This is a genomic window from Streptomyces sp. MP131-18 (assembly GCF_001984575.1).
GTDB classification, from domain to species: Bacteria; Actinomycetota; Actinomycetes; order Streptomycetales; family Streptomycetaceae; genus Streptomyces; species Streptomyces johnsoniae.
In genome coordinates this window covers 2,962,999-2,975,705 of sequence record NZ_LZNS01000001.1, presented here as the reverse complement: position 1 = coordinate 2,975,705, position 12,707 = coordinate 2,962,999, and the positions used below count along the sequence as shown (strand labels likewise).

12 protein-coding genes are annotated in these 12,707 nt (G+C 72.3%); 4 read left to right on the top strand and 8 right to left on the bottom strand.

The window, feature by feature from the left end:
* The first annotated feature begins 213 nt into the window (after positions 1 to 213).
* Positions 214 to 1,539 (top strand): magnesium transporter, encoded by a 1,326-nt coding sequence (mgtE, locus tag STBA_RS13150; RefSeq protein WP_077059426.1) that lies wholly within the window; start codon positions 214 to 216, stop codon positions 1,537 to 1,539.
* 41 nt (positions 1,540 to 1,580) lie between these two features.
* On the opposite strand, the gene STBA_RS13145 is transcribed toward mgtE, so the two are convergent.
* Positions 1,581 to 3,080: an MFS transporter gene (locus tag STBA_RS13145; RefSeq protein ID WP_253194706.1), complete on the bottom strand. Its 1,500-nt coding sequence runs from the start codon at positions 3,078 to 3,080 to the stop codon at positions 1,581 to 1,583.
* Positions 3,081 to 3,395: 315 nt separating this feature from the next.
* Here STBA_RS13145 and STBA_RS13140 point away from each other — a divergent pair, with 315 nt between their 5' ends.
* Positions 3,396 to 4,844: an Nramp family divalent metal transporter gene (locus tag STBA_RS13140; protein WP_077059425.1), complete on the top strand. Its 1,449-nt coding sequence runs from the start codon at positions 3,396 to 3,398 to the stop codon at positions 4,842 to 4,844.
* Between the two features lie 94 nt (positions 4,845 to 4,938).
* On the opposite strand, the gene STBA_RS13135 is transcribed toward STBA_RS13140, so the two are convergent.
* Genes STBA_RS13135 through STBA_RS13120 form a run of 4 tightly spaced genes read right to left on the bottom strand, consistent with a single transcriptional unit; the run spans position 4,939 to position 7,227 of the window.
* A complete protein-coding gene (locus STBA_RS13135; protein ID WP_077059424.1) occupies positions 4,939 to 5,343 on the bottom strand; it encodes a RidA family protein in 405 nt (134 codons plus the stop codon).
* A gap of 51 nt (positions 5,344 to 5,394) precedes the next feature.
* On the bottom strand, positions 5,395 to 5,808 hold the full coding sequence (locus STBA_RS13130) for a VOC family protein (RefSeq protein ID WP_077059423.1): 414 nt from the start codon (positions 5,806 to 5,808) through the stop codon (positions 5,395 to 5,397).
* 9 nt (positions 5,809 to 5,817) lie between these two features.
* Complete coding sequence (locus STBA_RS13125) at positions 5,818 to 6,237, bottom strand: helix-turn-helix transcriptional regulator (protein ID WP_077063299.1); 420 nt, start codon at positions 6,235 to 6,237, stop codon at positions 5,818 to 5,820.
* Between the two features lie 45 nt (positions 6,238 to 6,282).
* Complete coding sequence (locus STBA_RS13120; protein WP_077059422.1) at positions 6,283 to 7,227, bottom strand: LysR family transcriptional regulator; 945 nt, start codon at positions 7,225 to 7,227, stop codon at positions 6,283 to 6,285.
* Positions 7,228 to 7,316: 89 nt separating this feature from the next.
* On the opposite strand from STBA_RS13120, the gene STBA_RS13115 reads away from it, so the two are divergent.
* Positions 7,317 to 8,645 (top strand): aspartate aminotransferase family protein, encoded by a 1,329-nt coding sequence (locus STBA_RS13115; protein WP_077059421.1) that lies wholly within the window; start codon positions 7,317 to 7,319, stop codon positions 8,643 to 8,645.
* 36 nt (positions 8,646 to 8,681) lie between these two features.
* Here STBA_RS13115 and STBA_RS13110 read toward each other — a convergent pair whose 3' ends face one another.
* The 3 genes from STBA_RS13110 to STBA_RS13105 form a co-directional block, all read right to left on the bottom strand.
* Positions 8,682 to 9,788 carry a methyltransferase domain-containing protein gene (locus tag STBA_RS13110; RefSeq protein ID WP_253194704.1) on the bottom strand — a complete coding sequence of 369 codons (1,107 nt, stop codon included), beginning with the start codon at positions 9,786 to 9,788 and terminating at the stop codon, positions 8,682 to 8,684.
* Positions 9,789 to 9,914 carry a hypothetical protein gene (locus tag STBA_RS39270; RefSeq protein ID WP_290443821.1) on the bottom strand — a complete coding sequence of 42 codons (126 nt, stop codon included), beginning with the start codon at positions 9,912 to 9,914 and terminating at the stop codon, positions 9,789 to 9,791.
* Positions 9,915 to 10,309: 395 nt separating this feature from the next.
* Complete coding sequence (locus tag STBA_RS13105; RefSeq protein ID WP_077059420.1) at positions 10,310 to 11,596, bottom strand: MFS transporter; 1,287 nt, start codon at positions 11,594 to 11,596, stop codon at positions 10,310 to 10,312.
* 93 nt (positions 11,597 to 11,689) lie between these two features.
* Here STBA_RS13105 and STBA_RS13100 point away from each other — a divergent pair, with 93 nt between their 5' ends.
* On the top strand, positions 11,690 to 12,703 hold the full coding sequence (locus tag STBA_RS13100) for a LysR family transcriptional regulator (RefSeq protein ID WP_077059419.1): 1,014 nt from the start codon (positions 11,690 to 11,692) through the stop codon (positions 12,701 to 12,703).
* Positions 12,704 to 12,707 lie beyond the last annotated feature (4 nt).

Genomic DNA, 12,707 nt, shown 5'->3' with positions numbered 1-12,707 from the left:
TTTGCCATGATCGTGACCGATGCCTTGTACCCTGAGAGACGGTTTCCGCGGCTCGGCACGGCAGGAGGTGACGCTGCGATGCGCAGTGAGCCTCCTAGTCATCCCCCGCGCCGCGCCTTCCCGCCCAGGTAGCCATGTGGCCTGGGGCGGCAGGCGTGTGCGCGCACTCCGGATGCCCGTGACCGCCTTCCGCTCCCTGGGGGTTCCCCCGTCATGACTCACCTGCCTGTCCTGCTGGAGGAGCAGGACCTCGCCGGGGCGCTGGAGTGGCTGGAGACCCAGCCGCCCTACGCCATCGCCGACGAGATCGCCCGGATGGACGCCGTCGAGTCCGTCATCACGTTCCGGCTGCTGGACAAGGACCGCGCGCTCGAAGTCTTCGAGGAGCTCGACCCGGTCGACCAGCAGCAGATTCTCGAAGGGCTGCGCGACCAGGCGTTCCGCGACCTGGTCGAGCACATGGACCCGGACGACCGGGCCCGCATGCTCAAGGAGGCCCCGGCCAAGGTCGCCCAGCGGGTCCTGGCCGGGCTGAGCGCGCACGAACGGCAGATGACGGCCGCGCTGCTCGGCTACCCGGAGGGTTCGGTCGGCCGGTACATGACGCCGGAGACCGTCGCGCTGCAACAGGACCTGACGGTCGGCCAGGCTCTTGAGGTGGTGCGCCGCAGGGGTGCGCAGGCGGAGACGATCTACACGCTGCCGGTGGTGGACGCCGGGCGGCGGCTGACCGGGATCGTCGAGCTGCGGGAGCTGGTGCTCAGCGAGCCGCGGGCGATGGTGTCGGATCTGGTGGAGACCGCCCCGCCGATGGCCAGGGCCACCGACCGCGCGGAGGACGCGGCGCGGCTGATGCGCGAGACCAATGTGCTCGACCTGCCCGTCGTCGACAGCGAGGAGCGGCTCGTCGGGCTGCTGACCAGCGATGACGCGTTCGAGGTCATCGAGGCCGCAGATACGGAGGACGTCGCCAGGCAGTCCGGGGCCGAGCCGCTCGAACGGCACTACATGTCGGTGAGCGTCTTCCGGATGTCCCGGGTGCGGGTGATGTGGCTGATGCTGCTGATGGTCGCCGCCACGCTGACCGTTTCTGTCACGCAGATGTTCGAGGACGAGCTGAACGAGGTGACCCAGCTGGCGCTGTTCGTTCCACTGCTGATCGGAACGGGCGGGAACTCCGGCGCGCAGGCGGCCACGGCCGCGGTCCGCGCCCTCGCGGTGGGCGAGGTGCGGACCTCCGACCTGCTGCGGGTGATCTGGCGCGAGTGCCGCACCGGGCTGCTGCTCGGCTGCATGCTGGCGTTGGTCGGCCTGTTCGTCGGCGCGCTGTTCGTCGGCTGGGACATTGCGAGCGTCGTGGCGCTGACCTTGGTCGTGATCTGCGCCTGGGCCTCGACGGTCGGCGGCACGATGCCGCTGCTGGCGAAGAAACTGCGGATCGACCCGGCGGTGGTGTCCGCGCCGATGGTCACCACACTCGTGGACGCCACGGGCCTGGTCATCTACTTCACCACCGCCAAGATCGTGCTCGGCGTGTGAAACGGGGAACGCCAGGCCCCCGTTGCCGCCCGCGGGGCCGGCTAGGCGGTGGCGCTGGGGGCCGGGGCCTCGTGGGGGTGCGGGTGCCGACCGGTGTCCGCCTCGTCGTGTGGCCCGTCGGCCGCTCGGCGCGGCCGCGGCAGCAGGGGCACCAGGACGGTTGCGGCCGTGACGACGAGCCCCGCGGTGAGGAACGCCCGCCCGTAGCCGTCCGCGAGGGCGGCGGCGCCCGCGCCCGGCTCGCCCGCCGCGCCCGAAGCGGCGACCGCCGACAGCACGGACAGGCCGAGGACGGCGCCCATCTGCCGTGAGGTGTTGATCAGCCCGGCCACGCCGCCCGCGTCCTGCGCCGACGCGCCCGAGGTCGCCGTGTCGGTGAGCGGGGTCAGCATCAGCGCGGCCCCGGCGGCCATCGGCAGGGCGGGCCCCAGCACAGCGGTCACGAACGTGCCGTCCGCCGTGAGCGCGGCGCTCTGCCACAGGAACCCGCCCGCCATCAGCAGCCCGCCGGCCATGGCCATCGTGCGGCTGCCGAAGCGCGCCATCAGCCGTGGTGCCAGCTGCGAGCCGAGGATGATCGCCGCGGTGTGCGGCAGGAACGACAGGCCGGTGCGCACGGCGCTGTAGTCGAGCACGTTCTGCATGTACAGGGTGAGGAAGTACCACATCGCGAAGCTGCCGCTCATGCTGACCAGCATCACGACGTTGCCGACGGCCACACTGCGGATGCGGAACAGCCGCAGCGGCATCAGCGGCTGGGCGCTGCGCGCCTCGACCGCGACGAACGCCGCCAGCGTCACCAGCCCGCCCAGCATCAGCAGCAGCGCGGAGCGCGAGGTCCAGCCGTCCGTCTCGCTGCGGCTGACTCCGTAGGCGAGCCCGGCGACGCCCGCCGTGACCAGCACCGCGCCGGGCAGGTCGAGGCGCGGCCTGGCCCTGGTCCCGGCGGGTTCGCGCAGCCAGCCGAGGACGACCGCGCCGACGGCCAGGCCGATCGGGACGTTGATCAGGAGCACCCAGCGCCAGGACGTGTAGTCGGTCAGCGCCCCGCCGATGAGGCCGCCCGCCGCGCCGCCGGCCGCGCCGACCGCGGTCCACGCGGCGATGGCGCGGGTGCGGGCGGGGCCCTCGGCGAACGTGCTGGTCAGCAGTGACAGGGTGACCGGCGCCAGGGCGGCGGCCCCGACGCCCTGCACGGCACGCGCGGCGATCAGCGTGCCGCCGTTCTGGGCCAGACCGCCGACCAGGCTGGCCGCGGTGAACAGGCCGAGTCCGAGCAGGTACACGTTCCTGCGGCCGAAGAGGTCGGAGGCCCGCCCGCCGAGCAGCAGGAATCCGGCGAACGTCAGGGCGTAGGCGTTGACGACCCACTGCATGGCCGAGCCGCCGAGACCGAGGTCGTCGCGCATGCTGGGCAGCCCGATGTTGACCACCGAGACGTCGAGAACGACCAGGAACTGTCCGATGCACGAGGCGAGAACGATCGCCCAGGTGCGGCCTCCGCCCGTGACCGAGCCGGGAGGCTGGCGTATGTCAGTCACCGGGACATCCTCCTCCGCCGGCCCGCGGCGCGGATCGGGCAGGGGGCGGGGAAGCCCGTCGGGCGCAAGTCCTCGGTCCCCGGTCGCAGATCTTGCCCCCGTGGACGACGCGGTGGTTGAGTCGGTTCCGCACGCGGGTCTCCCCCTGCACATCCCTGCCCGCCCCGCCCGCCCCGCCCCGCCCGCGAACACGGATACGCCGTCGACGGCCGTTCGTCCCCTCCCCGGAAAAGGCCGTTGCCGGCCAGGGCCGCCGTACAGCGCTGACGCACTGCCCGTACCTCCCGTCGGAGCCGCAAGGGAAAGGGCATTCCCATGAACGACGCACACGACAGGGGCCCGGCCGAGGCCGCCCCGTCCGATCCGTCCGACGCGTTCCCCACGAAGTACGTTCCCCGCCCCACCGTGCGCGATCTGCCGCCGCCGCCGACCGGACAGTGGCGCTACATCGGCCCGGGCATCGTCGCCGCGGGCGTGGGCATGGCCAGCGGCGAGTTCATCCTCTTTCCCTACATCTCCTCGCAGGCCGGGCTGGTTTTCGTCTGGGCGGCCCTGATCGGGCTGGTCACCCAGTACTTCCTCAACATGGAGATCGAGCGGTACACGCTCGCCACCGGGGAGACGGCGATCACCGGTTTCAGCCGCCTGTGGAAGCACTGGGGCCTGGTGTTCGCGGCCCTCGCCTACTTCGCCAACCTCTGGCCCGCCTGGGCCACCAGCTCCGCGACGCTGGTGACCTACCTCTTCGGCGGGGACGTGGCGGTCATCGCCACGGTCATTCTCATCATCGTCGCGCTCATTCTCACGCTGGCCCCGGTCGTCTATAACGCGCTGGAACGCGCACAGATGATCAAAATCGCCGCGCTGCTGGTCCTGCTCCTGGTCACCGCCGTCTTTGCGTTCGGCAGCTCCGACTGGGCGGACGCGCGCAAGATCGTCACGGAGCCCGGTTTCCCCTCCGAACTCGGCTTCGCCGTGCTGCTCGGCGCGCTTGCGTTCGCCGGGGCGGGCGGCGGGCAGAACCTGGTGCAGAGCAACTGGATCAGGGACAAGGGCTTCGGCATGGGGCGTTACGTTCCGAAAATCGTCTCGCCGGTGACGCACGAGCCGGAGGCACGGGGCCGGGCCGGGTTCATCTTCCGGCCCACCGAGGAGAATCTGGCCCACTGGCGGGGCTGGTGGCGCTTCGCCAACCGGGAACAGCTCTCGACGTTCGTCCTCATCTCCTTCCTCTCGATCACCTTCATGTCGCTGCTCGCCTACGTGACGGTCTACGGCCGCCCCGATCTGAGCAACGACGTCTCGTTCCTCGAAATCGAGGGCAATGCGCTGAAGGAGTCGGTCGGGCCCTGGTTCGGCACGTTCTTCTGGGCGGTGGGTGCCGTGTCGATGTTCGCCGCCGCGCTGGGCATCGTCGACTACACCAGCAGGCTGGCCGCCGACGTGCTCAAGACCAGCTATCTGCCGAAGATGTCGGAGAGCAAGCTCTACGCCGTGCTGGTCTGGGGACTCGCGCTCATCGGCATCGTCGTGATCCTCGCGGGCATGACGCAGCCGCTGACGCTCGCCATCATCGCGGCGTGCAGCGGCGGCACGATGATGTTCATCTACTCCGGGCTGCTCATCGCGATCAACCGCCGGATGCTGCCGAAGGCCATCCGCATCAGGGGTTTCCGGCTGGCCGCGCTGGTCTGGTCGATCCTGCTGTTCGGCGTGCTCGCCGCACTCACCTTCAATGAGCAAGTCCGCAAGCTTTTCGAATAGTTCCGTCCGAAGAAGGATCGCCGTGCCGCGGCATACGGGAACGCGGACGGCCCTGTCCGGGAAGACCGTCAACGCGCCGTCGCGGCGTTCCCGCTCAGGCGCCGTCCACCACGGCGAACGCCTCGACCTCCAGCAGGAACTCCGGCCGGAACAGCGCCGCCACCTGCACCGCGGTGCTCGCGGGCAGCGCCCCGGCGCCCAGCGCCTCGTCGCGCGCGGCGCGCACCGCGGGCAGGTGGGCGACGTCGGTCACGTAGTACGTCAGCTTCACGACGTCCGCGAACGTCGCTCCCGCGGCGGCCAGGCAGCGCCGCAGGTTTTCGAATACCTGCCGGGCCTGCGCGGCGGCGTCGCCCCTGCCGACGACCTCCCCCGCCTCGTCGAGCGCCACCTGCCCGGAGACGGCGACGAAGGTGCCCGTGCCCAGGACGACGTGCGCGTAGTTGGCCGCCGGTGCGACGCCATCGGGGGCCGGAATGTGCGTGATTCTTGCTGTCATGCCCGCCATCCTCACCGGGCGCCCGGCCGTTCGGCCAGCGACGCGGTCCTGCTATGTGCGGGGCTGGGTGAAGCGGAGCATGTTGCCCGCCGGGTCGCGGAAGGCGCAGTCGCGAACGCCGTACGGCTGGTCGATCGGCTCCTGCAGCACCTCTCCGCCGCCGCCCCGGATGCGTTCGAAGGTGGCGTCGCAGTCGTCGGTGGCGAAGATCACGCCGCGCAGCATGCCCTTGGCCAGCAGTTCGGCCATCGCCTGCTTGTCGGCCGGCGAGGCGTTGGGGTTGGCGAGCGGCGGTTCGAGGACGATCTCCACGTCCGGCTGCGCGGGGGAGCCGACGGTCACCCAGCGCATCCCCTCGAAGGCGACGTCATTGCGCACCTCAAGACCGAGGACGTCGCGGTAGAAGGCGAGCGCCTTGTCATGGTCGTCGACTGCGATGAAGCACTGTGAAAGCTTGATGTTCATGCCCCGACGCTATGAGGCGGCGGCGGATTTCGCTTCTCCGATCCTGACCGGTCGCGTGTGAATTTTGGCGACGCATGCCGGGATCGGGGCGCCTGCTTCGTGGCGGCGGGACCGGTAGGCGCTGGGGCTCTCGCCGACCAGCTCGGTGAAGCGCGAGCTGAACGACCCGAGCGAGGTACATCCGACCGCGACGCAGACCTCCGTGACGCTCAGATCCCCCCGCCGCAGCAAGGCCTTCGCCCGCTCGACACGGCGGGTCATCAGGTAGCTGTAGGGCGTCTCCCCGAAGGCGGCGCGGAAGCTGCGGGAGAAGTGCCCGGGCGACATGAGGGCGACGTTCGCCAGCGCCGGAACATCCAGCGGCCGCGCGTAGTCGCGGTCCATCATGTCCCGGGCGCGGCGCAGCCGGACCAGGTCCTCCAGCGTCATGCACACCAGCATCGCACGGCGGCGGCCCGCCTCCGGTGCGCGCCGTCAGCCCCCGCCGCCGGGCCGCCGCCGCGGCCTCGGCGGCGGCCCGGCACCCGCGGCCTCGGCGGCGGCGGCCCCGAGGGCCGTGAGCACCGCCGAGGTCGCCGCGCGGCGCCCGGTGACTCGTCGCACCGCGGCAACGATCCGGCGCTCGCCGAACGGCTCCAGGGTCCGGGTGACGACCGCCGCCCGCGGCGCGACGGCGAGCCCGGGGAGCACGGCGACCGACAGACCGGCGGCCACATGGCCGACGAGGATGTGGTGGCTCGGGAAGCGGCCCGCCACCAGCGGCTCGAACCCGGCCCGCCGGCACAGCCGCGGCACCAGCTCGCCGAGGTACGTGCCCGGGCGGTCGAGGGCCCACCGCTCCTGCGCCAGCTCCGCGAGGGTGAGGACGGGGGCACGGGCCAGGCGGTGCCCGGGCGGCAGGACGAGGAGCAGCGGATCGGTGGCCAGTCCCACGGTGCGGATACCGGGCACCGGCGGGTCGTCCCCGGTGTCCACCGTCACCGCGATGTCGCACGAGCCGGCCAGCAGGGCCGGGATACTCTCGTGCGGCTCGACTTCGAGCAGCTCCAGATCCAGGCGCGGATGCGTCCTGGCGAGCGAGGTGGCGGCCGCCACCAGAAGCGGCAGCACGCCGCTGGCGAAGCTGGACACGCGCAGCCGGCCGACGGGCTCCGAGCGCAGCTCGGCCAGCTCGCCCTCGATGGCGTCCAGCCGCTCCAGCACGTCGCGGGCCCGCTCGGCCAGCAGGGCGCCTGCGGGGGTCAGAACGAGCCGCCGGCCCACGCGCTCCAGCAGACGGGTGCGGGTCTCCGCCTCCAGGGCCGCCAGCTGCTGGGAGACGCTGGACGGGCTCATATTCAGCTCCGCGGCCACCGCCCGGACCGTGCCGAGCCGGCCGAATGCGTCCAGCAGTTGCAGCCGCCACGGGTTCAGAGGCATCACTCCAGCGTAATTGTTCGCGGTGGCCGAACAGCATGCGCGGAAATGCGCGATGGACCCGGCCGATCCGATCTCGTTACGGTCCGGTCATGACCGACACCGAAGCGGACACCCAAGCCTTCTGGGCGGATGTCGACCGGCACGTCCTGCGCTACGGCACCCCCTTCACCCCGCGGATCATCACCCACGCCGCCGGCAGCCACGTCCACACCGCCGACGGCCGCCGACTGCTCGACTTCACCTCCGGCCAGATGAGCGCGATCCTCGGCCACTCCCACCCGGACATCGTCGCCACCCTCGGGCGGCAGGCCGCCACGCTCGATCACCTCTTCAGCGGCATGCTCTCCCGTCCCGTCGTGGACCTGTGCCGCCGGCTGGCCGAGTCGCTCCCCGCCCCGCTGGAGAAGACACTGCTGCTCACGACCGGGGCCGAGTCCAACGAGGCGGCCATCCGCATGGCCAAGCTCGTCACCGGCAGACACGAGATCGTCTCCTTCGCCCGCTCCTGGCACGGCATGACGCAAGCCGCCGCGAACGCCACGTACAGCGCGGGCCGCAAGGGATACGGGCCGTCCGCACCCGGCAACTTCGCCATCCCCGCCCCCGACGCCTACCGCCCCGACTTCACCACCCCCGACGGCACCCTCGACTGGCGCAAGCAACTCGACCACGCCTTCGGACTCATCGACGCACAGTCCACCGGCAGCCTGGCCGCCTGCATCGTCGAGCCGATCCTCAGCACCGGCGGCGTCATCGAACTCCCCCTCGGCTACCTCGCGGCACTGAAGCGGAAGTGCGAGGAGCGCGGCATGCTCCTGATCCTCGACGAGGCCCAGACCGGGCTGTGCCGCACCGGCACCTGGTACGCCTTCGAACGGGACGGCGTCGTCCCCGACATCCTCACCCTCTCCAAGACGCTGGGCGCGGGCCTGCCGCTGGCCGCCGTCGTGACCTCGCCCGAGATCGAACAGGAGGCCCACGACCGTGGCTTCCTCTTCCTCACGACGCACGTCTCCGACCCCCTGGTCGCCGCCGTCGGCAACACGGTGCTCGACGTCCTGGTCCGTGAGGAGATGGACCAGCGCGCGGCGCGCCTCGGGACCCACCTGCGCGAAGGCCTGCTCGGGATGCAGGGGCGGCACGAGGCCATCGGCGACGTCCGGGGCCGCGGACTCCTCCAGGGCCTCGAACTGGTCCTCGACCGCACCAGCAAGCAGGGCTCGGACGAGATGGGCACCCTGGTCACCCGGCGCTGCCTGGAGCTGGGGCTGCACATGAACATCGTCCAACTCCCGGGCACCGCGGGCACCTTCCGCATAGCCCCGCCGCTCACCAGCACCAAGGAGGAACTGGATCTCGGCCTGGAGATCCTCGACCGCGCCATCGGCGAGGTCACCCCGCGGTACCTCGCCACCTGACCGCCCTCCTGCCGCACCGCGGCCCGGACCCGGGAGCTACACGGCCCAGCTGGCGTCCGCGGCCGGGGTGCGGCACCAGACGTGCTGGGCACGCGGGGTGACGGTCATGCCGAAGTCGTACAGCTGGGGCGAGCCGAGGGCCAGCCACCTGTCCCAGGCCGCGGACACCTCGTCCGCGAGGACGCGCGGGCCCGCTCCGCGCACCGAAGGCGGGGCATCGGGCCGGGCGGTGAGGACGGCCCAGGAAGCCACACCGTCGTGGAGCCACGCCGTCATGCCGCGCGGCCCCGAGTGGGTGGCGATCCGCACGTCGGGCAGCAGGACCCGCAGGCCGAACAGCAGGTGGGCGTCGTCGTGCAGCGGTCTCGGGTCACGGGCCGCGCGGGACTGCTCCGGGGCGGGCTCCGATCCGCGGACCTCTCGCCAGGACCGGGCGGGGGCGGCACCCCGGCTCGGTATGAAGGTGGCGAGGCCCTGTATCCAGCCCGCCGCCGACCGGCCGTCCTCGGCGACCGTGAGGGCCACATGGCCCAGCCGCCCCCAGGGCGCGACGATCCGGCCGCCCGGGCGGGTCTGGGCCACCCAGGCCCAGGGAATCCGCTCCACCGCATAGGTGGCGATGATCCGGTCGAACGGCGCGCCCTGTGGCCAGCCCGCGGTGCCGTCCGCCACGACGACGGTGGCCCCCGTGGGCCGCCGCTCCGCGGCCCGGGCGATCTCCTCGTCCACCTCCAGGCTGATCACCCGGCCCGGGCCCGCACGCCAGGCCAGCAGCGCCGCGTTCCACCCGGTGCCGGTGCCCAGCTCCAGGACGCGGTGGCCGGGCTCGGGGTCCAGCGAGTCGAGTATGTCCGCCACCATGGACGGGCAGGACAGGCTGGATGTCGGCAGCCCGCCCGAGACCTGTGTCACCGCCGGCTGATCCGGGCCCGCATAGACCTGGTCGGCCCAGCGCTCCGGGTCCGCCGCGCGGTCGACCGGCGTGTATGCCCGGCCGTCCCAGTGCCACAGCCGGTCGGGGGCGAACAGATGCCGCGGCAGGGCGGCAACGGCCTCCCGGATCCACGGCGAGTCTTCGGGCCAGCTCCCGGAGTCGGCCATCGCGGCCGCCAGCCGGTGCTGCCGCTCCCCGAACCGGCACACCTACTTCTTCTTCTCTTTCTTGTGCTTGCCCTCCGGTGCCGGCGGCACCGGGACCTGGCTGTCCGCGTTCTCCGGTGGGGGAGTGCCCTCCCCCGGGTCCGGCTCCGGCTTGCTGTGCTGTCCCATCCTCGCCCTCCCCAGACGCTGCACGGTCGTACTCATGGTGCGACGGCGGACAGCGTGCCGGGCAGGGGCGATTGGTGTGAGAGGGGGCGCGCGGCGCCCGCCCCGCCCTAGCTCCGGAACCGAGGGCGCCGACCGCTCCGGCGGCGATACGCCGCGGAATGCTGAACGGGCCACCGGACGGGACACCCGACCGGAGGCCGGACGGGACACCCGGCCGGAGGCCGGATCGGGAGCCCGTGCGCATCACGAGACGGGCTACGGCGATCACGCAGAGTGAGAGTGTGTTCACGCGTCCAGCATGTCCCGCGCCCCCGCCCCCGCACAGGAGACGAAAGTAAGGAACCTTCTCCTCACTGAGAGTGATTCCCTCTCGTTCTCCCGGTGGATGCGACGCCTCAGGCGGCCGTGGCAAGCGCCCGGCGCTCGACGAGCGCGCGGCGCGTGGCGTACAGCGTGATGGCGGCCGTCGCCAGCAGGGCGACCAGGGCGGAGGCGACGAGTCCCGCCCAGTCCGCGTGGTGGAAGATCATGGCGCCCGCCGTGCCGCCGATGCTCGCCCCCAGGTAGTAGGCGACCTGGTACAGCGCCGATGCCTGCGCCTTGCCGTGCGTGACGGTACGGCTCACGGAGCCGGAGGCCACCGCGTGCCCGAAGAAGAAGCCCGCCGTGATCAGGACGAGGCCGGTCAGCACGGCCACCAGGTGGTCGGCGAGGGTCAGCAGCAGCCCGGCCGTCACCGTGCCGATCGCGACGTACAGCGCACCGCGCCGCCCGAGCCGTTCCATCAGCGGCCCCGTCGCGGAGGACGAGCCGGTGCCGACGAGGTAGATGACGAAGACCGAACCGGCCAGGCCGGCCGAGAGGTTGAACGGCTCCTCGACCAGCCGGAAGCCGATCACCGTGTACACCGCGCTGAACGCGGCCATCAGCAGCATTCCGATGCCGTAGAGGCGCAGCAGCAGCGGTCTGGCCAGGTGGTCGCGGACCGTGCGCAGCACCAGCCGCGGGCGCAGGGACGCGGGCGTGAAGTTGCGCGAGCGCGGCAGCAGCACCCGGAAGAGCACGGCGGCGGCGATTCCCAGCACGGCGACCGCGCCGAGCGCGGCCCGCCAGCCGAAGCCCTCGGCCACCCAGCCGGTCAGCACCCGGCCGGACATGCCGCCCACGCTGTTGCCCGCGATGAAGAGGCCGACCGCGCCCACGGTCGCCCGCCCGTCCAGCTCTTCGGAGAGGTACGCCACCGCGGAGGCGGGGATGCCCGCTATGGCCATGCCCTGCACCGCCCGCAGCGCGATCAGTGTGGACAGGTCGGGCGCGAACGGGATCACCACGGCCAGGGCCACGGCGACCGCGACGGAGACGGTCATCGTCTGCCGCCGCCCGAACCGCTCGGAGAGCGTGCTCAGCGGCAGCACCGCGACGGCCAGGCCGATGGTGGTCGCCGACACCGTCCAGCTGGCCCGGTCGGGGCTGATGCCGTAGGCGGTGGCGATGTCCGGCAGCAGGGCCTGCGTGGAGAACAGCATCGCGAAGGTGGCGAGACCGATCGCGAACAGCGCGAGGTTGATGCGCACGTGCGAAGAGAGGGAAGTCAGGGAGAAGGAACGGGCCGGGGTAGCGGCCGGGGAAGGCGAGGGAGAGGCCCCCGCGGTGGCGGGAGCCCCCGTTGCTGGGCTGGGCATACTGCAAACGTACGCCGACCCTTTTTATGCGTCCAATGCATGAACCGGCTGCTCTATATAATGCTGAAGCATAAGCACAGGTGAAGGGGCGGCATGTCATCTCCACGCAACGAAAACGACTTCTCGGTAACGGCGGGCGCCTCGGTCACGTCGCCCCGGGCGGACATCTCGCCCGGCTCCTGGGCCGCGCTGCTGGCGCCGCGCCTCGCGCACTTCGCGGGGGTCGCCCGCCACGAACACATCACCCAGGCCGCGCGCGACCTGTCCGTTCCGCAGCCCACGCTCAGCCGCGCCATGGCCAGACTGGAGGCCGACCTCGGCATGGCGCTCCTCGCCCGCCGCGGGCGCACCGTCGCCCTCACGCCCGCCGGCCGGGCGTTCGCCCGCTCGGTCGAACGCGCCCTCGGGGAGGTCGAGCGCGCCGTGGACGCGGTCCGCTCCGACGCCGATCCGGCGGCGGGGAAGGTGGCGTTCGGCTTCCTGCACACCATGGGCCCGGAGACGGTGCCCGCGCTGCTGCGCGAGTTCCGCGAGGACCATCCCCGGGTCCGCTTCGCGCTCGTGCAGAGCTACGGCGAGGACATGATCGAGCGCATGCGGGCGGGGGAGTTGGACCTGTGCCTGACCTCGCCCGTTCCCGAGGCGCCCGACCTCGTCACGCGCCGCCTCGACGAGCAGCGCCTGCTGCTCGTCGTCCCCGCCGACCACCGCCTCGCCGCGCGCCGCCGCGTCCGGCTCGCGGAGGCCGCGGAGGAGCCGTTCGTCACGCTCGAACCGGGGTACGGGCTGCGGCGGCTGACCGAAGCGCTGTGCGAGCAGGCCGGGTTCAGGCCGCGGGTGGCGTTCGAGGGCGAGGAGCCGGAGACGCTGCGCGGTCTGGTCGCCGCGGGCCTCGGCGTCGCCTTGCTGCCGCCCCCGACGGTTGCCCGTCCCGGCGTTCGCGAACTGGCCGTCAGTGCGCCGCGCGCCGTGCGCGAGATCGGCGTCGCGTGGATGGCGGGCCGCCCCGACACGCGTCCGGTGGCCGACTTCAAACGGTTCCTGCTCGGCCGCCGCGGACGCCTGGCCGGCCCGCCGCCCGCCGCCGACCAGGGTGCGGAGCACTGACCGT